The following is a 20758-nucleotide window of genomic DNA, read 5'->3' as shown; positions in this document are numbered from 1 at the left end:
GCGCGATTCAATGGCAGGGGCGCGAACACGGCATCTCCGATTCAGTGCGGGCGTTCGGGACGCGGCTTGCCCCGCTTGCCGCGGCCTTGCGCGCCGCGTCCCAGCACGCGCAGGGCAAGGCGGACCAGGCGCGGCACCGTGGCCGGGCGCAGCAGCCGTGCGTCGTAGCCGGCGAAGCGGCCTTCGTTTTCCGCCAGGCAGAGCGCCAGCAGTTCGGGCAGTGCGGGCGCCTCGGCGGCAACCGATTGCGCGCCGTTCAGGGTGAAGTTGTTGTCCCGGACGGCGGCATCGCCGTCGATGGCGCGCGCCAGCCCGATCCGTTCCCACACCAGGAAGGCCCAGACCGCCGCCACCTTCGCTTCGAAACGCAGGCGCCGCCAGGGCGGCAAACCCGCGCGATGCCAGGCGATCCAGTTGGCGAACAACAGGATGTGCCGGCACTCTTCCTGCATCACGGGCTCGAAAGTGTCGACCAGTTCGCGCGGGAACAGGCCCGAGCGGCGCGCGACCTCGAACAGGCCGAACGCGAAGAAGCTGTCGATGCACTCGCTGAAGCCGGTGACGAGGTAAGCCCGTTCCGCATCCGCCGGCCAGGCATGGGGTGCTTCGGGCGCGAGCCGGATGCCGTAGGCCGCCACCATCCGCGCCAGGACTTCCTTGTGGCGGTTTTCCTCCCAGGCATTGAGGGCCAGCGCGGCGCGCATGTCCGGGTCCGGCACCGTCCCCGCATAGGCCGCCATCCGCAGCCTGGCCTTGCCCTCGGTCTGCACCGCGATGTCCCAGATCGGCAGCGCGACGATGCGCGCAAGCACCGCCGGGGCCAGCTCTGGCCAGTCGAGCACGGCCGGCCGGTAGGGGTTGAAGGTGTCGCGGAACATGCGGCAGGTTTCGCGGCGGTGCAGGTCGGAGCCGGGCGCGAAGCGGCCCTCGGCATGGCTCATCCAGTGCCGCATCCGCGCATCGGCCGCGTCCAGCGCCGCGTCGTCCGCCGGCGCCGCGCCAGTGGCGGCAACGACTGGCGGACGAAAGCCGGGCACCAGCTGCTCGACGTCGAACCCATCCCCGAATCCATTCCTGAGATACTCGTCCATGCCGGCTCCTGGCGTGGTGCGATCGCATGTCGCCGATTATGCCCCTTTCATGAAGCGCCGTCGATGCACACGCGCCCCCTTCAAACCCGGTCCACGGCCAGCTCGGCAATCAGGTTCCTCAGCCACTGGTTGCCCGGCTCCTTGTGGAACTTCGCGTGCCAGAACAGGTTCACGTCGAATTCGGGAAACGGCACCGGATGCGGGAGATATTTCAGCTTGAATGGCGCCATGCCCTCGCGCACGTAGCGCTCGGGCGCGGTCGCGACCAGCTCCGTCGTGGAGAGGATGTGGCCGAGGGCGACGAAGTGGGGGACGCTGAGGCGCACGTTGCGCTTCACGCCGCGCTTTGCGATCGTGTCGTCGATGATGGCATGGCCGGTGCCGCCCGCCACCACGTCGATGTGCTGCGCGGCTTCGAAGTCCTGCAGCGACATCGTCTCCTTGTCCAGCGCATGCCCCTCCCGGAAGATGCACACGTAACGCTGGCGGAACAACAGCCGCTGGAAGAAGCCCGCTTTCAGTTGCGGCAGCAGGCCGAAGGCGAGATCGACCCGGCCCGCCTCCAGTTCGTCCGCCAGGTTGACGGCCGTATTGCGCACCGTGCTGATCGTGACCCCGGGCGCGACTTCGCCCAGGCGCCGCATCAGGCGCGGCAGGAAATGGATTTCGCCAAGGTCGGTCATCGCGATCGTGAACTTGCGCGTGCTGGCGGCCGGATCGAACTCGAGCTCGCGCTCGAGCGTGTCGCGGATCGTCGTCAGGGCCTGGGCGATCGGCTCGGCGAGCTGGCTGGCATAGGGCGTCGGCTCCATGCCGCGCGCGGTGCGCAGGAACAGCTGGTCGCCCAGCATCTTGCGCAGGCGGCTCAATGCATTGCTGACCGCCGGCTGGGTCAGTCCCAGGTGATCGGCCACCACGGACACGCGCCGCTCCTTGTACAACTCCTGGAAGACGACCAGCAAATTGAGGTCGAGGTCTCTGAGGTTCAGCATCTTTTCCAGTTCGCCTTACATTCACCAAATCTATATTGCCGATTCACGGGATTTTATATTTTTATTTTACTACTCTTCCTATAATCGACTCCATAAAACGATTTATAAGATTTGGAGACAGGCATGGAGCTGCACATCCAACCGCTCGGCCGGGTGATTCCGGTCGTTCCGGGCGCGAACCTTCTCGCCACCCTGCGCGAGCACGGCGTTCCCATTTCGTACAGCTGCACAGCCGGGCGCTGCGGCACCTGCCGCTGCAAGCTCGTCGACGGCAAGGTGGGCAATGTCGATGGACACCCGCCCGCTGCCGGCGCCGAAGATGGCCGGTATGTGCTGGCCTGCACCACCATCCTGTCTGGCGCCTGCACCATCGAAGTGCCGGAACCCGACGAGATCATCACCCACCCTGCGCGCATCCTGAAGGCCACGGTGAGCGCCATCGACCGGCTCACCCACGACGTACGCCGCCTGCGCCTGCGCCCCGCGAAACCGCTCGAATTTTCTCCGGGCCAGTACGCGACCCTGCAATTCACGCCCGACCTGATCCGGCCCTATTCGATGGCGGGCCTGCCGGGCGACGAGGAGCTGGAATTCCACGTCCGGGTCGTCAAGGATGGCCTGGTCAGCGGCCATATCGACCGGCAGTTGAAAGCCGGCGACACGGTGCGCGTCAGCGGCCCGCTCGGCACCTCCTACCTGCGCCGGAAACACGCGGGGCCGATGCTGTGCATCGCCGGCGGGACGGGCCTGGCGCCGGTGCTGGCGATCGTGCGCGGGGCGCTGGAAAGCGGCATGCGCAACGACATCCATCTCTATTTCGGCGTGCGCGGACCGCGCGACGTCTACGGCATCGATACGCTCGCCCGGCTGGCGGCGGCCTACCCGAACCTGCAGGTGCACGTCGTCCTCTCCGAGAGTGCGGGCGACAGCAGCATGCGCAGCGGCCTCGTGACCGACGCCGTCGCCCAGGACTGGAGCTCGCTGGCCGGCTGGCGCGCCTACGTGTGCGGCGCACCGCCGATGGTGGACGCGGCAAGCCTGATGGCGGTGAAGCGCGGCATCGCGCCCGAACACGTCTACGCCGACGCCTTCTACGCCAGGACAGCATAAAAACCCAAGGAGACCGCAAATGGAAATGCAAACGGATGCCGCACTGGCCGCCCAGGACGGCGTGAAGCAGGAGCGCGCGGCGTACTACCGCCGCATCAGCGGCCACCACATGACGCCCTTGTGGGAAGTGCTGGGCGCACTGGTGCCGAAATCGCCGAAGTCGCCGGTCGCGCCGGCCCTGTGGCGCTATGCCGAGGTGCGCGGGCACGTGATGGAAGCGGGGCGCCTTATCACGGCGAGCGAGGCCGAGCGGCGCGTGCTGGTGCTGGAAAACCCGGCCATGCGCGGCAACTCCTCGATCACGCAGTCGCTGTACGCCGGCCTGCAACTGATCATGCCGGGCGAAGTGGCGCCGGCGCACCGCCACACGCAGTCGGCGCTGCGCCTGGTGCTCGACGGCGAGGGCGCCTATACGGCGGTCGACGGCGAGCGCACCACGATGCGGCGCGGCGACTTCATCATCACCCCATCCTGGACCTGGCACGACCACGGCAACCTCGGCAGCGAGCCGGTGGTCTGGCTCGACGGCCTGGATATCCCGACGGTGCGCTTCTTCGACTGCGGCTTTGCCGAACATGGCAGCGCGGCTTCCCAACAGGCCGAGCGCCCGGAGGGCGATTCGCTGGCGCGCTATGGCCACAACATGGTGCCCCTCGACCTGAAGCAGGCGGCCGCCGATCCGACGAAAGTCTTCGTCTATCCCTTCGCGCAGACGAAGGAGGCACTGGAGGGCATCGCCCGCACCGCGCCGGATGCCCACCTGGGCCACAAGCTGCGCTATGTGAACCCGGCCACCGGCGCCTCGCCGATGCCGACCATCGGCGCCTTCGCCCAGCTCCTGCCGGCGGGTTTCGAGACGCGCCCCTACCGCAGCACCGACGCGACCGTGTACGTCTGCCTGGAAGGCGAGGGCAGTGCCGACATCGGCGACGAGCGCTACACCTTCGGTCCGAACGACGTGTTCGTGGTCCCGTCCTGGCACACCTTGACGCTGCGGGCGACGGCGCGAACGATCTTGTTCAGCTTCTCGGACCGCCCGATGCAGCAGGCGCTCGGCCTGTGGCGCGAAGAAAAAATGCAGTAATTGTTTATATAACCTGGAGATCATCATGGAATACGCAGTAGCGCCGGCCCCGGTGTACGGCCTGCCGGTAACCGGCAGCGCGCAACAGTTTCCCGTCAACCGCATCTTCTGCGTCGGCCGCAACTACGCCGCCCACGCACGCGAGATGGGCAAGGACCCGGACCGCGATCCGCCATTCTTCTTCATGAAGCCGGCCAACGCCGTCGTCGTGGCAGGCGAGGGCGAGGTGACGATTCCATATCCGCCGAAGACCGCCAACTTCCACCACGAGATCGAACTGGTGGTCGCGATCGGCAAGGGCGGCGCCAACATCCCGGTGGAGCAGGCGCTGGACTACGTGTACGGCTACGCCGTCGGCCTCGACATGACGCGGCGCGACATCCAGTTGGAGGCGCGCGACAAGGGCCGTCCCTGGGAGTTCGGCAAGTCGTTCGCGCAGTCGGCGCCGATCGGACCGATCGCACGCGTCGCGGACGTCGGCCACGTGCTGGAAGGCGAGATCGCGCTGGCCGTGAACGGGGAGGCACGCCAGAAGTCGGACGTCGCCAAGCTGATCTGGTCGGTGGCGGAATCGATCGCCTGCCTGTCCGAGTACGAAACCCTCGAGCCGGGCGACATCATCATGACCGGCACCCCGGAAGGCGTGAACGCCGTGCAGCGCGGCGACCTGATGGTCGGCTCGGTTGCCGGCCTGGGCGAGATCCGCGTGCGGGTCGCGGGCTAAAAACAACGAGGAGGAGACAGGCATGGGAGACATTCCAGTCGTATTCCCGATTCGCCCGGAGTGGGAGTCGAAAGAAGCCAGCAGCCGGATCCCGTTTTCGGTCTATACCGACGACCAAGTCTACAAGCGCGAACTCGAGCGCCTGTTCTACCATGGCCACTGGTGCTATGTCGGCCTGGAAGCCGAGGTGCCGGATCCGGGCGACTTCAAGCGCACGGTGATCGGCGAGCGCTCGGTGATCATGGTACGTGCGGCCGACGGCGCCATCAATGTCGTCGAAAACGTGTGCGCACACCGCGGCATGCAGTTCTGCCGCGAGCGCCACGGCAACAAGAAGGAATTCGTTTGCCCCTACCACCAGTGGAACTACAAACTGAATGGCGACCTGCAGGGCGTGCCCTTCCGCCGGGGCGTGAAGCAGGACGGCAAGGTGCAGGGCGGCATGCCGAAGGAGTTCGACACCACCGGGCATGGGCTCACCAAACTGAAGGTGGCGACGCGCGGCGGCGTAGTCTTCGCCTCCTTCGACCATGGCGTCGAAGCGCTGGAAGACTTTCTCGGACCCGACATCCTCGGCTATTTCGACCGCCTGTTCAACGGCCGCCAGCTGAAGATCCTCGGCTATAACCGCCAGCGCATCCCGGGCAACTGGAAGCTGATGCAGGAAAATATCAAGGACCCTTACCACCCGGGCCTGCTGCACACCTGGTTCATCACCTACGGCCTCTGGCGCGCCGATAACAGGTCGCAGCTGGTCATGGACGCGCACTTCCGGCATGCGGCGATGATCTCCACCCGCGGCAGCGGCGGCGCGAAGTCCGAGGTCACGGCCGGCGTCACCAGCTTCAAGGAAAGCATGGAGATCCAGGACAAGCGCCTGCTCGACATCGTGCCCGAGGAATGGTGGGGCGGTCCGACGGCCGTGATGATGACGATCTTCCCGAGCGTGATCTTCCAGCAGCAGGTCAACAGCGTCTCGACCCGCCACATCCAGCCGGACGGCAAGGGTTCCTTCGATTTCGTCTGGACCCATTTCGGTTTCGAGGACGACACGCCGGAAATGACGGAGCGCCGCCTGATCCAGGCCAACCTGTTCGGGCCCGCCGGCTTCGTGTCGGCCGACGACGGCGAAGTGATCGAACTGTCGCAGCAGGGCTTCGAGCAAAAACCCTTTCATCGCGCAGTGGCGGAACTTGGCGGCTACGGCGCGGAGAACACCGACCACATGGTGACCGAGACCCTGATCCGCGGGATGTACGACTACTGGCGCAAGGCGATGGAGGACTGAATGCACGCAAGCGACGATACGCAGGTCTACCTGCAACTGGCCCAGCTCAACGCCGACTACGCGGCGGCCGTGGACGCGGCCGACTGGGAGCGCTGGGTCGAATTCTTCCTCGACGACTGCGCCTACAAGGTCCAGCCGCGCGAGAACCATGAGCGCGGCTTCCCGCTGGCGACGCTGGCGCTGCTGAGCAAAGGCATGCTGAAGGACCGCGTCTACGGCATCAAGGAAACCCTGTTCCACGACCCCTACTACCAGCGGCACGTGGTCGGCCTGCCGCGCATCCTGCGGCGCGACGGCGAGTTCATCGAGGCGGAGACCAACTATGCGGTGTTCCGCACGAAGTTGAGCCAGGAAACGACGGTCTTCAACGTCGGCCGCTACCTGGACCGCGTGCGCATCACGCCGCAGGGCCTGAAATTCGCGTCGCGGTTGTGCGTCTACGACACCGAGGTGATCCCGAACTCCCTGATCTACCCGATTTGACAATAACGAAGCGAGGCAAACATGGCAAACAACTGGCTTGACGTCAGCGCAGCGGACGACGTGCCTGCAGACGATGTGATGGGCGTGCAGGGCGCGGGCAAGGAGATCGCCCTCTACGGCGTCGAGGGCCAGGTCTACGCGACCGACAACATCTGCACCCACGGCCACGCGCGCCTGTGCGACGGCTTCCTGGAAGGCTTCGAGATCGAATGCCCGCTGCACCAGGGGAAATTCGACATCCGCGACGGCCGCCCGATGTGCGAGCCGGTCACCGAGGGAGTGCGCACTTATCCGGTGAAGATCGAAGGCGGGAGGGTATTCGTGGACCTGGGCTGATCTCGCATCCGCAAACGGTCCCGCGTCCGTAGAGCGTGTGAAAAAATCGCCATGGCTGCGTTGCATCGTCTCGCCATACCCACGTACTGTCTTCGACGCTGCACCTTGCCCTGACGTTTTTTTCACACGCTCGTAGGGTGGACAGCACAGCCGTCCACCCTACGGTTTGCGGCCGAACGGGCCTTCACTGACAGGCATCAGCCCTCGGGCCTCGTAACTTTAATCACGCGCCAGGCAGCCCAAGACTGCCACGCCAACACACCATCAGGAGACACGCATGTCCACTACCGGCAGCGCACGCATCGACGTGCAGCAGTTGATCGATTCCGGCCGTTTCACCGGCTTCCAGTTCCTGGTCGCCTTCCTTTGCTTTGTCGTCATCGCCCTCGATGGTTTCGACACGGCCATCATCGGCTTCATCGCGCCTTCGCTGAAGGCCGAATGGGCACTCTCGCCGCAGCAGCTGGGCCCCTTGCTGTCCGCCGGCCTGGTGGGCCTGGCCGCCGGCTCCTTCGTCGCCGGGCCGCTGGCCGACCGCATCGGCCGCAAGATGGTGCTGGTGCTGTCCGTGCTGTTCTTCGGCATCTGGAGCCTGGCCTCGGCGTATACCGATTCGCTGGCGATGCTGGCCTTCTTCCGCTTCCTGACCGGCCTGGGCCTGGGCGGCGCGATGCCCAACGCGATTACCTTGACGTCGGAGTACGCCCCGGCGCGCACGAAATCGGTGGTGGTGACGATCATGTTCTGCGGCTTTACGCTGGGCTCGGGCCTGGGCGGGGTGCTCGCCGCGCACATGATCCCGGCCTACGGCTGGCGCAGCGTGCTGCTGTTCGGTGGTTATGTGCCGATGGCCTTCGCCCTCGTGCTGCTGTTGCTGCTGCCGGAGTCGGTCCGCTTCCTGGTGCTGCGCCGGCCCGGCAGCGAAAAGATCAGGGCGATCGTCCGCCGCATCACGCCCCAGGCAAAGCTGGACGGCGCTTCCTTCTACATTCCCGAAGCGCCGGCCGCCGTCGGGCGTTCGCCGGTCGCGCAGCTGTTCGCGAAGGAGCTCGGCTTCGGCACCCTGGCGCTGTGGGCCACGTTCTTCATGAGCCTCCTGATCGTCTACCTGCTGACGAACTGGCTGCCGACCCTGTTCAAGGACGCCGGCTTCCCGATTGCGAAAGCGGCGATGGTTGCGGCCATGTACCAGGTCGGCGGCACCGTCGGCGCGGTTGTCCTCGGCTGGGCGATGGACAGGGCCAACCCCTACAAGGTGCTGGGCCTTGCCTACCTGGCGAGTATCGTGTTCATCGCCCTGATCGGCTACCAGTACACCGATCTCGTGGTCCTGAATGTCGCCGTCTTCGGCGTGGGCTTCTGCATCAGCGGCTCGCAGATCGGCGCCAATGCGCTGGCCGCGTCCTTCTACCCGACCAGCAACCGCGCCACCGGCGTGAGCTGGGCGCTGGGGATCGGCCGCTGCGGCGCCATCCTCGGCTCGATGATGGGCGGCGCCCTGCTCGGCGCGGGCCTGGGCTTCTCGACCATCATCCTGCTGCTCGCCATCCCGGCATTGCTGGCCTCGATCGCCGTCTACACCATGTACGGCAGGTATTCCCAGCGACAGGCGCGCACCGTGGCGGCCTGACTATCTGGAAAACCCATTGTCGGAAACCCATTGTGAAAAATCCCATGAAACTCTACAGCTTCTTCAACAGTTCGACCTCGTTCCGGGTGCGCATCGCGCTGGCGCTCAAGGGCCTGCCTTACGAATACGTTGCCGTGAACCTGCGCGCCGGCGAGCAGGGCGACCCGGAGTACCGCGCCCTGAGCCCGGCCGCCATCGTGCCGACCCTGGTCGACGGCGAGCTCAAACTGACCCAGTCGATCGCCATCATCGACTATCTCGACGGGCGCCAGCCCGCGCCGCGGCTGATCCCGACCGATCCCCTCGAACGTGCGCGCGTGCTGGAGATCGCGCAGACCATCGCCTGCGAGATCCACCCGATCAACAATATCCGCGTGTTGAAGTACCTGACCGGCCAGCTGGAGCTGAGCGAGGCCGACAAGTCGGCCTGGTACCGGCACTGGGTCGAGGAGGGCTTGTCGGCCGTGGAAAGCCTGCTGGCGGCAAGCCCGCGCAGCGCCTTCTGCATCGGCGATACGCCGACGCTCGCGGACTGCTGCCTGGTGCCCCAGGTCGCAAACGCGATGCGCATGGGCTGCGACCTCGCGCGTTTCGAACGCGTCCGCGCCGTGCACGATCATTGCATGACGCTGCAGGCCTTCATCGACGCGGCACCAGTCAGGCAGCCGGACTATGTCGCCTGAAGCGATGCCGCTGCCGGGAGCAGCTGCGCGCATGCGCCCGGCGGCGCGGTGTGTTACTGCTTCAGCGCTTCGACCTGGATCGCCAGCTTCACGGTTGGGTTGAAGCCCATCTGCACGCCGTAGTCGATACCGAAATCGCTGCGGTTGAAGGTGGCGGAGGCATCGGCGCCGCAGGCTTCGCGCTTGAACATCGGGTGCTGGATGCACTTGAACTGGTTGATGGTCAGCTTGACCGGCTTCGTCACGCCGTGCAGGGTCAGTTCGCCGTTGACTTCAACAGGCTGGTTGCCCTTGAAGGTGATCGAGCTCGACTTGTACACCGCGGTCGGGAATTTGGCGACGTCGAACATGTCGGCGCTCTTCGCATGCTCGTTCATCTTGGCGTGGCCGAAGTCCAGGGTTTTCGCATCGATCGTGATGTCCACGCTGCCGGTTTTGGCGGCGCGGTCGAGCGTGATGCTGCCGCTGGTGTTGGTGAACTTGCCGCGCCAGACCGACAGGCCGCCCATGTGGTCGGCTTCGAAGCTCGGGTAGGTGTGGTTCGACTCGATGGTATAGGTGTCGGCGGCGAATGCGCCCGCGGCGGCAGTGGTGGCGACGAATGCGGCGATGATGTGCTTGATGTTCATGAGGCTTGCTTTCTTTGGTTGATAAAATTACTGGGTGCCCGCTGCGACGCGGAATTTGATGATCACTTCATTGGCGAGCATGCTGGTGTCGCTCCATTCGCCTTCGCCGATGCCGAACGTCAGGCGCCGGATCGGGATCTGTCCATCGAAGAGCTGCCTGGTGCCGGCGGTCCTGACCGTCAGCGGGAAGGCGACATCGGCCGTCTTGCCCTTGATCGTCAGCTTGCCGGTGACGGCCAGCGTGCCGCCGGCGGCCGGCTTGATGGTGGTGGAGACGAAACTCGCATGGGGGAACTGCGCCGTGTTGAACCACTCCTTCTTCCCGACCTCGCGGTTGTATTCCGGGTCGCCGATATCGAGGCTGGCAGTGGCGATCGTCACTTGCGCCCTGGCGCTCTCGGGATGCTTCGCGTCATAGTCGATCACGGCCGTGAACTGCTTGAACTTCGCCTCGACCGGGACGTTCATCTGCTTGAAGACGGCGCCGACGCTGCTGCGGGCGGCGTCGATCTTGAGGGGCGAGGCCTGCCCGGCCAGCGGAACGAGGAGTGATGCGAGCAGCGATGCGAGTGCCAGGTTGCGCAGTGGTTTCATTGGTGTTCCTTCGGTGTTGAAAACGGCAGCATGCGCTGCGTGATGCCGTCGCGGTCGACGAGCAGGTGCTTGAGCGCGGCGGCGATGTGCATCAAGACCATGGCCGCCATGCCCATGTTGAGCCAGTAGTGGACGGCTTTCAGGACCGGCTTCAGGGCCAGGTTCGGCTCGATCAGGAGCGGCAGCTGGAACAGGCCGAAGTACACGACCGGCACGCCGGCGGCGAGCGTATAGAAATAGCCCGAGAGCGGCACGCCGAACATCAGCAGGTATAACAATGCATGGGTGCCGTGGGCCGCATGGTGCTGCCATGCGGGCATGGTCGCGGGATACGATGGCGCCGGCGTGCGCAGGCGCCACAACAGGCGCAGCGCGCTCAGCACCAGCACCGTCACGCCGGCCCACTTATGCCAGGAAAAATACTTCAGCTTGGCCGGGGTCAGGCCGGGGATATCCGTCATCACCAGGCCGAGCGTGAAGGTGCCGACGATCAGGAAGGCGGCCAGCCAGTGCAGGCCGATGGCCGCCGGGGTGTAGCGCTGCGGGGGAACTGCTGCAGTCATGGACGTGTTGCCTGTCAAGTTGATCTGAAGACAGGACTTTAACTGTTCCGGAAAGCGGGAGTAAGCCGTTTATTCGGATAACACTGTTCCATTTAATGGTGTAATGCATGCGCGCCGAGCGCGCGGTCGTACTCAAACGCCCAGGTAGCGCGCCAGCGTCTCCGGCTCGGCCAGCAATCCAGCCGAGCTCCCGCCCGCCACCACTTGCCCCTTCTCCAGCACCACTGCAGAATCGGTATGCGACAGCACCGCGTGATAATTCCGGTCGACGATCAGCGTGCCGATGCCGGTCTTCCCGATTTGCGCGATCACGCGCCAGATCTCGGCCACGATCAGCGGCGCGAGGCCCTCGGTCGCTTCGTCAAGGATCATGAGGTCGGGATTGGTCATCAGGGCGCGCCCGATCGACAGCATCTGCTGCTCGCCGCCGGAGAGCTGGTGGCCGCCGTTGCCGAGGCGCTCGGCCAGGCGCGGGAAGGTGTCCAGCACGCGCTCATAGGTCCAGTCATTGCGGCCGGACGGCCCACGGCGCGCGCTCATCACCAGGTTTTCGCGCACCGACAGATTCGGGAAGATGCCGCGCCCCTCGGGCACGTAGCCGATGCCCAGGCGCGCCATGCGCTCGGGCGCGCTGCCGGTCACGTCGCGGCCCTGCCAGCTGACCTTGCCCGAGGCTGCCGGTACATAGCCCATCAGCGAGCGGATGAGCGTGGTCTTGCCCATGCCGTTGCGCCCGAGGAGGCCGACTGCGGTGCCCGGCGCGATCGCCAGGTCCACGCCTTGCAGGATGTGGCTGTCGCCGTAATAGGTATTGAGTGAACTGATCTGGAGTAAGGCGTGGAGCAAGGCGGACCTCGTGGTTGAATGAGTCAGGCGTGCGCTTCGCCCAGGTAGGCGCGCTGCACCTCGGGGCTGGCGCGCACGGCGCCAGGTGCGCCGCTGGCGATCACGGCGCCGTTGACCATCACCGTGATGCGGTCGGCCACGCGGAACACGGCGTCCATGTCGTGCTCGACCAGCAAAATCGCGTGGTCCTGGCGCAGGCGTTCGAGCATCGACAGCATGCGTTCGCTTTCCTCTGCGCCCATGCCGGCCAGCGGCTCGTCGAGCAGCAGCACCTGCGGCGCGGTGGCCAGGCACATCGCGATCTCGAGCTGGCGCTTTTTACCGTGGCTCATGCTGCCGGCGGTCGCGTCGAGCGCGTCCGCCAATCCGGCTGCCTCCAGTGCCGCGCGCGCCGCGTCGACGCTGGCGCGGCAGGATCGGGCTGCCTGCCATAGCGTCCACGGCTTCTGGTTCGCGGCCTGCGCGGCGAGCCGGCAGTTTTCCAGCACGGACAAGGTCGGGAAAATCGTCGTGCGCTGGTAGCTGCGGCCGACACCCGAGCGGGCGCGGCGCGGCTGCGACAGGCCGGTGATGTCCTGTCTGCCCAGCCGTATTTCGCCGGACGAGAGCGGGATCTCGCCCGACAGCAAATTGATGAGCGTCGATTTGCCGGCGCCATTCGTGCCGATCACCGCGTGCACCTGGCCGCGGTGCAGGTCGATCGACACGCCGTCGACCGCGACCAGGCCGCCGAAGCGGCGTGTCAGGCCCGTTGCCTGCATCAGGGGAGTGGCATTCATGGCTGCTTCCGGTTGAGGGTAAAGCGGCGGCCGATGCCGCGGCGGCCGATGCCGATCAGGCCTTTCGGCAGCAGCGCGACAAAGGCGATCATGGTCAGGCCGAGCGTCAGCTGCCAGCGCCCGGCGATGGCCGCGCCCAGCAGGGCTTCCGACGAATAGAATTCCTTGAGCAGCACGAAGGCCGCCGCGCCGATCACCGCACCGCGCAGCGATCCGAGGCCGCCGAGAATGATCATCATCAGCACCGCGCCCGATTCGTGCCAGGACAGCAGTTCCGGGTTGACGACGCCGTTCTTCGACACATAGAGAAAACCCGCCATGCCGGCCAGCGCGCCGGCCAGCACGAAGGCGGCCAGTTTATACCGGTAGGTCTGGAAGCCGGCTGCGCGCATGCGCTGCTCGTTGATGCGGATGCCGGTGAGCGCATGGCCGAAGCGCGAACGCAGCACCAGCGCCAGGAAGGCGTAGCACAGCACCAGCAGGCCGAGCGCGACGAAATACAGGTGGCGTGGCTGTTCGAAGTCGACCAGCACCATGCCACCAGCCTTCAGCACCGGGCGCATCATCAAATACATGCCGTCGCTGCCGCCGCCGATCGGGGTATCGTGGAAGACGAAGTAGGCCATCTGGGCGAAGGCCAGCGTCACCATGATGAAATAGACTTCGCGGGTGCGCAGGCTCAGGGCGCCGACCAGCAGCGCGTAGACGGCCGCCGCCAGCATCGACAGGGCCAGGAGCAATAGCGGCGAGCCAGCGTCGTACTGGGGTGCCGCCAGTGCGGTGGCGTAGGCGCCGATACCGAAGAAGGCCGCGTGGCCGAGGCTGACCAGGCCGGTGCTGCCGGCCAGCAGTTCGAGGCTCAGTGCGAAGATCGCGTAGATCATGATCTTCACCACCAGCTCCTGGTAATAGGTCTCCAGCACCAGAGGCGCGAAGGCGAGGACGACGGCGACGGCCGCCGGTACCAGCCAGCCGCGCGATCGGGGCGCGGCGCGCACCGCGGCGCCGGTCATGGGAAGGGTGGAAGTCTGCATCTCAAAATCCTTTGTTTCTCAAGCCTTGCGGACGCCAGATCAGGATGACCGCCATCAGCACATACACGCCGATACCCGAGAGCTGGGCGAAGAACACCTTGCCGAAGGTATCGACGAAGCCGACCAGCAGGGCGGCGATCAGGGCGCCGGAAATCGAACCGATGCCGCCGATGACGACCACCACGAGGCACATGATCAATACGCCGCCGCCCATGCCCGGGTAGACGGAGGCGGCGGGCGCCGCGATCATGCCCGCCAATGCCGCGAGGGCGACGCCGCCCGCGAACACGGCGCGGTACAGCAGGCGGATGTCGATGCCCAGGCCGCGCGTCATGTCGCGGTTGCTGGCGCCGGCCCGGATCATCATGCCGAGCCGCGTGCGGTTGACGACCCAGTACAGGACGAAGGCGACCACCAGGCAGGCGCCGGAGGCGAACAGGTTATAGGTGGGATAGGTCATCACGCCGCCAAGCGACACGCCGCCCGACAGCCAGGCGGGCGCCGGCACGCCATGCACCTCGTTGCCGACCAGGATGCTGCGCAGCTCTTCGAAGACCAGGATCAGGGCATAGGTCATCAGCACCTGCTGCAGGTGATCGCGCTGGTACAGGTAACTGAAAAAGACCCACTCGAGGACGAAGCCGAAGAGCGCCGAGAGCACCATCCCGGCCAGCAGCATCGAGATGAAGTTGTCCCCGAACAGCGGCGCGAGCAGGTAGGCCATGTAGGCGCCGATCATGTAGAAGCTGCCGTGCGCGAGGTTGATCACGCCCATGATGCCGAAGATGAGGGTCAGGCCGCTGGCGACCAGGAACAGCAGCAAGCCGTACTGGATCGAATTGAGGCACTGGACCAGGAAAGTCGAAATGTCCATCGTGTTCTTCTTGCACGAACGTGCAAACAGGGTGAAGCGGCGCCGCTGCCGAGGGGTGCAACGACAGCGCGGCGGCGGGAAGCGGGCAAGCTTAAGTACTCGCCCAGAAATAAATGTGTTTTTGGCTGCCAGAACCGGCGCGTTGCTGCGTTGGCTCCTGCTTGCAGTGCTCGCACTGCGGCGCACTCGCCGCCTTGCACCGCATCCGGTTCTGTTTGCCAAAATTCACATTTATTTCCGGTCAAGTACTTAGAACGGACGGCAACCGCGCGCCGGATCGGCCAGGCCCTTGATCGCGACACCCTTCACGACGTTGTCCGTGCCGGCCACCTGGCGCAGGTAGATGTCCTGGATCGGATTGTTCGCGGCTGATAACGTGAACTTGCCGCGCGGGCTGTCGATGGTCGCCGTGTGCATGGCTTTCAGCATGGCGTCGCGCTTGCCGGTGAAGTCGCCGCCGACGCTTTTCAATCCGGTGCCCAGCAGCTGGGCCGCGTCGTAGCCCTGCACCGCATACACGTCGCCATCGCTCTTGTAGGCGGCCATGAAGGCCTGGCGGAAGGCGTTGTCGCGCGGGGTATTGAGTTTATCGGCGTAGTGCAGGGTGGTGAACAGCCCTTGCGCCGCCGCGCCTTGCGCCTCCAGGGTGCCGTCGGTCAGGAAGCCGGCGCCGTACAGCGGGATGGTCTTGTTCAGGCCCGCCGCCACATAGTCCTTGACGAATTTGACGGCGCCGCCGCCTGCGAAGAAGACGTACACCGCGTCCGGTTTTTCGGAAGCGATCTGCGTCAGCAGCGCCTGGAATTCGACGTTCGGGAAAGGCAGGGTCAGGTTGCCGGTCACCTTGCCGCCGCCCTTCTCGAAGGCCTCCGCGAAGCCCTTGACGGACTCCTGGCCCGCCGCATAATTCCAGGTGACGGTCATGACCTTCTTGTGGCCTTTTTCGGCCATGACCTTGCCCATCGCGAAAGCCGGCTGCCAGTTGGAAAAGGAGGTGCGGAAGATGTTCGGGCCGCACATCGGGCCGGTGATCATGTCGGCACCCGCGTTCGGAACGATCAGGATGGTATTGCTTTCCTTGGCCGCCTTGGCCATGGTCGAGGCGACGCCCGAATGCACCGTACCGACCAGCACGTCGACCTTGTCGCGCTTGATCAGTTTATTCACGTTGTCGCTGGCCTTGGCCGGGTCGGACTCGTCGTCGACCTTGAAATACTGGACTTCGCGTCCTCCCAGCTTGCCGCCCTGTTCCGCTACGTGCAGCTTGAAACCGTTTTCGATCATCGTGCCGAGGTTGGCGTAGGTGCCGGTCGCGGGCAGCATGAAGCCGACCTTGATCGGCGCGTTGCCCTGGGCGCTCGCGAAACCGGCGCTGCCGGCAAAAAGCAGGGCAACCGCGGCGGCGGTCGTGCGCAATGTGGCTGGAAGGTGCATGTCGTTGTCTCCTGATGTGATGGGTGGATCAGACGGTGCCGATCATGAACCGGGTAGCCTCGTCGATGAGCCTCCCGGGTTGGTCACGGTGAGGCGAGTGACCGCAATCCGGCAATACGAGCAGGCGCGTCTGTGGCGCGAGTCTCGCAATGCCGTAAATCTGCTCAAGTGTGCCATATTCGTCATCCTCGCCCTGGATTGCCAGCAGCGGGGCGGTAATCGCGGGCAGGTACTCGCGGATGTCCCAGGCACGGAAGGCGGGATCGAGCCAGATATCGTTCCAGCCCCAGAAGGCCGAATCGATATCGTCGTGGTAGCGCGCCAGGCGCTCGCGCAGGCCGCCCTGCAGGTAGGCCGAGCGCGCCTCGGCGATCGACGCCGTCGAGATGTCTTCGACGATGATGTGGGGCGCGGCGACGACCAGGCCGGTCACCGGGAAGCGCGCCGCATGCAGCAGCGCGATCGAGCCGCCGTCGCTGTGGCCGAACAGCCAGGGCCGTTCGATGCCGAGTTCCTTCAGCAGCGCCGGCAGCACCTGCCAGGCTTGGCGCTGCATGAAGTCGACCGGCCAGCGTTCCTCGCGCGGGCGCGGCGTCGAGCGGCCGTAGCCGTTCCGGGAAAAGACCAGCCCGCGCAGGCCGGCGGCCCGGCACAGGCGCTCCGGGAAATCCTTCCACAGCGCGATCGAACCGAGTCCCTCGTGCAGGAACACCACGGTCGGGTGCCGCGCGTCCGGCACGCCGACCCACTGGTATTCGAGCCGCAGCGGCACGCCGCCGGCGTCGATGCTGGCGAAGGCGGACATGCCGGCCTCAGGCAGCATCGCGCAGGCGGTAACGCTGGATCTTGCCGGTCGCCGTCTTCGGCAGGTCGGCCACGAAGACGAGCTCGCGCGGATACTTGTGCGGCGCAAGGCGGCCCTTGACGAAGGCTTTGAGTTCGTCGGCCAGCGAATCGCCCGCCTCCCGGCCCTGGCCCAGCACCACATAGGCCGCAGTCTTGGTCAGGCCGTCGCCATCGATCTTGCCGACGACGGCGCATTCGAGCACCGCCGGATGCGCCGTGAGCGCGGCCTCGACTTCGATCGGCGATACGTACTGGCCGCTGACCTTCAGCATGTCGTCGCTGCGGCCGGCGTAGGTGAGGTAGCCCTTGTCGTCCTTGCTGTACTTGTCGCCGCTTTTCAGCCACTCTCCCTGGAAGGTGCTGCGGCTCTTGTCGCGGTTGGCCCAGTACAGCAGCGCGGAACTCGGGCCGCGGACGTACAGGTCGCCGATGTCGCCCGGCGCCACCGGATGGCCGTCTTCGTCGCGCAGTTCGATGTCGTAACCGGGTACCGGCAGGCCGGAACTGCCGTAATGGACGTCGCCTTCGCGGTTCGACACGAAGATGTGCAGCATTTCGGTGGAACCCAGTCCGTCGAGGATGTCGCAGCCGAAGTGGTCCTTGAACGACTCGCCGACTTCGCGCGGCAGCGCTTCGCCGGCCGATGCGCACACGCGCAAGGAGACCTGCTCGCGCGGCGGCAGTTCCGGCGAGGCCAGCATCGCCACATACAGGGTCGGTACGCCGGCAAACACCGTCGCGCGGTGCCGTGCGAGGCGCGTGAACACGGCCGCCGGCGTGGGCCGTTCGGCCATCAGCAGCACGGTCGCGCCGACGCTCAGCGGGAAGGTCAGGCCGTTGCCGAGGCCATAGGCGAAGAACAGCTTGGCGGCCGAGAAGACGATGTCCTCGCTGCGGATGCCGAGGACCGGTTTCGCGTACAGCTCGGCCGTCCAGAACAGGTTGGCGTGCGAGTGAACCGCGCCTTTCGGGCGGCCGGTCGAACCGGAGGAATACAGCCAGAAGGCGAAATCGTCGCCGCAGGTGTCGGCATGGGCGTCGGGCGCCAGCGGCGGGGTGGCGAGCATGGCGCGCATGGCGGGTAGCGCAGGATCGGCCACGTCCGCGTCCACGATCCCCGCGACGATGAGTTCGGGCTTGTTGCGGGCGAGGGCAAGGGCTTCGCGCACGCAGGGCAGCAGGGCAGGACTGGCAATGACTGCGCGCGCCCGGCTGTGGTCGAGCATGTAGGCGTAATCGGCAGCAGGCAGCAGGGTATTCACCGGCACCGGCACCACGCCGGCGAACAGCGCGCCCAGCAGCGCCACGGGCAGGTCGACCGTGTCCTGCATGACCAGCAGCAGGCGCTGCTCGGGCTGCATGCCGCGCGCCAGCAGGGCGGCCGCGAAGCTGCGCACGCGGCGGTCGAGTTCTCCGTAGGTCAGCGTCTCGCGATCGTCGATGTAGGCGATTTTGTCGGCGCGGCCGGCGTTCAGGCCCAGGATGTGCTGCGCAAAGTTGAACTGCTGCGGCACGGTGCTGCTGTCGTGGTTCATCATGGTCTCCTTCAGCGGGATCGCGCATGGACGCGTCCCGTGTTTTATATGGAAAACTGCATGCCGGCGGATGCCGGATCCATCCCTACGCGAGCTGGGCCGCGCTCCCCGTCATCTGCGCCAGGGTCGATGCCGGAGCCTGCACCGCGCTGCGGCGATGATAAAACGCGAGGCCGCGCAGGCCGCCCAGCTCTTCGCCGCCGCCGGCCCGGCCCGGGCCGCCGTGGATCGAGGCCGGCATCACGTTGCCGTGGCCGGTTTGCGTCTTGCCCACCTCGGGCGTCACCAGGTGCACGCGGCCGTGCGAGCCCGCCAGCAGCGGGGCTGCCTGTGCGAGCCAGGCTTCGTCCGCGCCAAACACCGAGGTCACCAGCGAACCCTGGCCGCGGTGGCTGAGCGCAATCGCATGCGCCGCGTCGCGATAACCGAGCAGGGTCGATACCGGGCCGAAGACCTCGTGTTCGTGCACCAGGCGTGCGGCGTCGCCGTCGCGCATGCCGAGCAAGGTCGGCGCGAGGCAGGCGGCCAGCGCCGGGTCGGCATCGACCAGCTGTTGCCTGCGGCCGTCATGCAGCACCCGTGCTTCGGCGGCGAGCGCCGCGATGCCCTGCTGGACGCTGTCGAACTGCTCCCTGCTGACGAGGGAACCCATGCGCACCTCGGGATTGCGCGGGTTGCCGACGCTGACCTGGGCCAGCCTGGCGGCCACCGCTTCGGCCACCGCATCGAACTGGCGTGCCGGCACCAGCGCGCGCCGGATCGCCGTGCAGCGCTGGCCGCTCTTGGTCGTCATCTCGCGCACCAGTTCCTTGACGTAGAGCTCGAAAGCGGGCGAGCCGGGCAGGGCGTCTTCCGCCAGGATCGAGGAGTTCAGGCTGTCCGCTTCGATATTCAGGCGCACCGAATGACGCACCACGCCCGCATGCGAGCGGATCTTGGCCGCGGTATCGGCCGAACCGGTGAACGATAGTACGTCGAAGGGTTCGAGCGCGTCGAGCAGGCCGTTCGACGACCCGCAGACAATCGACAGCGCGCCTGGCGGCAGCACGCCCGCTTCGATCACGTCGGCCACCATGCGCTGGGTCAGCCATGCCGTTACGGTGGCGGGCTTGATCACGACCGGCACGCCCGACAGCAGGGCCGGCGCCGCTTTCTCCCACAAACCCCAGGCAGGGAAATTGAAGGCGTTGATGAAGAGGGCGAGGCCGCGCACGGGCGCCAGGATGTGCTGCGACTGGAAGGAGCCGTCCCTGGCAAGGTTCGCCGCCGGGCCGTCGAGCAGCAGCCGAGTTTCACCCAAGCCCGCGCCGAGCTTCGCGTAATAGTTGAGCGTAAAGGCGGCGCCTTCGATATCGACCGCCGAATCGGCCTGGGTCGTACCCGAGTTGGCCTGGGCAATCGCATAATAGTCGTCGCGGTTCGCCTGCAGCACCTTGCCGACGTCGCCGAGCATCGCGGCGCGCTGGCCATAGCTCATGGCTTGCAGCGCGTCGCGTCCGGTGCTGCGGGCAAAGGCGAAGCCCTGCCCCAGTCCTTCGGCCGCACCGCCGGTCACGGCGAGCTCTTCGCCCGTGACCGGGTCGCGCAGGACGTTTTCCGGAGAGGCGCCCACCTGGCGCACGCCGCCCAGGTAGTTATGCAGGTAAGTGGTCATGGGTGTCACGCAGCGGCAGCGACGGGCGAAAACTGGATCGCGCCTTGCGGCAGCAGGTACAGCACCAGCGCACGCCCGCGCGTGACGGTCGGCGCATGCGCGCTGCCGGCCTCATACACGCACCAGCCGGCCGGATGGCCGTCGAAGCAGGCATCGGCGCTGAGCGGCATGATCAGGTCGATCTCGCCGTTCGGGTGCACGTGATGGGGACCGGCGATATCAGCCATGTCGACGACGTCGACGCTGAAGCCGTGGGTGGCGTCCGTCGCCTTCAGGACGCGGCCGAATCGGATGCCGCCGCCTTCGCGGTTGCACAGCCATCCATCGCGGACCCCGGCTTTGCAGGCCTCGGCAATCTGTTCGTACAGTTCGCTGCCGGCGCCATGTTGGGCATTCAGGTGGGATTCGAGCGAAGAGCCGAGCGGGATGCCGGCGATCTCTTCGGTGACCCGGGAGATGAGTTGCTGGAAAGCGGAAACGTCCATTGAAAACCCCTGAGCTAGTGCAACAAAATGCATGTTGGGTGAAGTGGAGATATAGTGCGTTCGA

22 protein-coding genes are annotated in these 20758 nt (G+C 66.1%); 8 read left to right on the top strand and 14 right to left on the bottom strand.

What is annotated here, in order from left to right:
* Window positions 1-41 precede the first annotated feature (41 nt).
* Both AC1MEM_RS17455 and AC1MEM_RS17450 read right to left on the bottom strand, forming a co-directional pair.
* A complete protein-coding gene (locus tag AC1MEM_RS17455) occupies window positions 42-953 on the bottom strand; it encodes a ferritin-like domain-containing protein (RefSeq protein WP_499477683.1) in 912 nt (303 codons plus the stop codon).
* A gap of 218 nt (window positions 954-1171) precedes the next feature.
* Window positions 1172-2080 (bottom strand): LysR family transcriptional regulator, encoded by a 909-nt coding sequence (locus tag AC1MEM_RS17450; RefSeq protein ID WP_499477680.1) that lies wholly within the window; start codon window positions 2078-2080, stop codon window positions 1172-1174.
* A 126-nt stretch (window positions 2081-2206) separates the two neighbouring features.
* Here AC1MEM_RS17450 and AC1MEM_RS17445 point away from each other — a divergent pair, with 126 nt between their 5' ends.
* The 8 genes from AC1MEM_RS17445 (at window position 2207) to maiA (ending at window position 9421) form a co-directional block, all read left to right on the top strand.
* Entirely contained in the window at window positions 2207-3193 is a 987-nt protein-coding gene (locus AC1MEM_RS17445; RefSeq protein ID WP_499472580.1) for a 2Fe-2S iron-sulfur cluster-binding protein, read from the top strand.
* 25 nt (window positions 3194-3218) lie between these two features.
* Window positions 3219-4277: a gentisate 1,2-dioxygenase gene (gene gtdA, locus AC1MEM_RS17440; protein WP_499477679.1), complete on the top strand. Its 1059-nt coding sequence runs from the start codon at window positions 3219-3221 to the stop codon at window positions 4275-4277.
* Between the two features lie 25 nt (window positions 4278-4302).
* Window positions 4303-5001 (top strand): fumarylacetoacetate hydrolase family protein, encoded by a 699-nt coding sequence (locus AC1MEM_RS17435; protein ID WP_499472579.1) that lies wholly within the window; start codon window positions 4303-4305, stop codon window positions 4999-5001.
* 22 nt (window positions 5002-5023) lie between these two features.
* Window positions 5024-6289 (top strand): aromatic ring-hydroxylating dioxygenase subunit alpha, encoded by a 1266-nt coding sequence (locus tag AC1MEM_RS17430; RefSeq protein ID WP_499472577.1) that lies wholly within the window; start codon window positions 5024-5026, stop codon window positions 6287-6289.
* A complete protein-coding gene (locus AC1MEM_RS17425; RefSeq protein WP_499472575.1) occupies window positions 6290-6772 on the top strand; it encodes an aromatic-ring-hydroxylating dioxygenase subunit beta in 483 nt (160 codons plus the stop codon).
* Window positions 6773-6793: 21 nt separating this feature from the next.
* Window positions 6794-7108 (top strand): non-heme iron oxygenase ferredoxin subunit, encoded by a 315-nt coding sequence (locus AC1MEM_RS17420; RefSeq protein WP_499472573.1) that lies wholly within the window; start codon window positions 6794-6796, stop codon window positions 7106-7108.
* Between the two features lie 277 nt (window positions 7109-7385).
* Entirely contained in the window at window positions 7386-8738 is a 1353-nt protein-coding gene (locus AC1MEM_RS17415; protein ID WP_499472571.1) for an MFS transporter, read from the top strand.
* 44 nt (window positions 8739-8782) lie between these two features.
* Window positions 8783-9421 (top strand): maleylacetoacetate isomerase, encoded by a 639-nt coding sequence (gene maiA / locus AC1MEM_RS17410; protein ID WP_499472569.1) that lies wholly within the window; start codon window positions 8783-8785, stop codon window positions 9419-9421.
* A 53-nt stretch (window positions 9422-9474) separates the two neighbouring features.
* Here maiA and AC1MEM_RS17405 read toward each other — a convergent pair whose 3' ends face one another.
* The 12 genes from AC1MEM_RS17405 to AC1MEM_RS17350 form a co-directional block, all read right to left on the bottom strand.
* Entirely contained in the window at window positions 9475-10050 is a 576-nt protein-coding gene (locus tag AC1MEM_RS17405; protein ID WP_499472567.1) for a YceI family protein, read from the bottom strand.
* A gap of 27 nt (window positions 10051-10077) precedes the next feature.
* Window positions 10078-10644 carry a YceI family protein gene (locus AC1MEM_RS17400; RefSeq protein ID WP_499472565.1) on the bottom strand — a complete coding sequence of 189 codons (567 nt, stop codon included), beginning with the start codon at window positions 10642-10644 and terminating at the stop codon, window positions 10078-10080.
* Window positions 10641-11207 carry a cytochrome b gene (locus AC1MEM_RS17395; protein ID WP_499472563.1) on the bottom strand — a complete coding sequence of 189 codons (567 nt, stop codon included), beginning with the start codon at window positions 11205-11207 and terminating at the stop codon, window positions 10641-10643. The genes AC1MEM_RS17400 and AC1MEM_RS17395 overlap by 4 nt, the downstream gene beginning before the upstream one ends.
* 132 nt (window positions 11208-11339) lie before the next feature.
* Entirely contained in the window at window positions 11340-12053 is a 714-nt protein-coding gene (locus tag AC1MEM_RS17390; protein WP_499472561.1) for an ABC transporter ATP-binding protein, read from the bottom strand.
* Between the two features lie 23 nt (window positions 12054-12076).
* Window positions 12077-12832 (bottom strand): ABC transporter ATP-binding protein, encoded by a 756-nt coding sequence (locus AC1MEM_RS17385; RefSeq protein WP_499472559.1) that lies wholly within the window; start codon window positions 12830-12832, stop codon window positions 12077-12079.
* Entirely contained in the window at window positions 12829-13866 is a 1038-nt protein-coding gene (locus tag AC1MEM_RS17380) for a branched-chain amino acid ABC transporter permease (RefSeq protein WP_499472558.1), read from the bottom strand. The genes AC1MEM_RS17385 and AC1MEM_RS17380 overlap by 4 nt, the downstream gene beginning before the upstream one ends.
* A 1-nt stretch (window position 13867) precedes the next feature.
* Window positions 13868-14740, bottom strand: coding sequence for a branched-chain amino acid ABC transporter permease (locus tag AC1MEM_RS17375; RefSeq protein WP_499472556.1), 873 nt, complete (start codon window positions 14738-14740; stop codon window positions 13868-13870).
* Between the two features lie 249 nt (window positions 14741-14989).
* On the bottom strand, window positions 14990-16174 hold the full coding sequence (locus tag AC1MEM_RS17370) for an ABC transporter substrate-binding protein (protein ID WP_499472554.1): 1185 nt from the start codon (window positions 16172-16174) through the stop codon (window positions 14990-14992).
* 28 nt (window positions 16175-16202) lie between these two features.
* The gene (locus tag AC1MEM_RS17365) at window positions 16203-16979 is read right to left on the bottom strand and encodes an alpha/beta fold hydrolase (RefSeq protein ID WP_499472552.1); all 777 of its coding nucleotides are present in this window, start codon (window positions 16977-16979) and stop codon (window positions 16203-16205) included.
* A gap of 7 nt (window positions 16980-16986) precedes the next feature.
* A complete protein-coding gene (locus AC1MEM_RS17360) occupies window positions 16987-18558 on the bottom strand; it encodes a benzoate-CoA ligase family protein (RefSeq protein WP_499472550.1) in 1572 nt (523 codons plus the stop codon).
* A gap of 82 nt (window positions 18559-18640) precedes the next feature.
* Complete coding sequence (locus tag AC1MEM_RS17355) at window positions 18641-20209, bottom strand: 3,4-dehydroadipyl-CoA semialdehyde dehydrogenase (protein WP_499472548.1); 1569 nt, start codon at window positions 20207-20209, stop codon at window positions 18641-18643.
* A 5-nt stretch (window positions 20210-20214) separates the two neighbouring features.
* A complete protein-coding gene (locus AC1MEM_RS17350) occupies window positions 20215-20694 on the bottom strand; it encodes a DUF4863 family protein (protein ID WP_499472546.1) in 480 nt (159 codons plus the stop codon).
* Between the last annotated feature and the right edge of the window lie 64 nt (window positions 20695-20758).

It is taken from the genome of Telluria sp. AIW5 (genome assembly GCF_056680575.1).
This window is presented reverse-complemented; position numbering and strand designations above follow the sequence as displayed.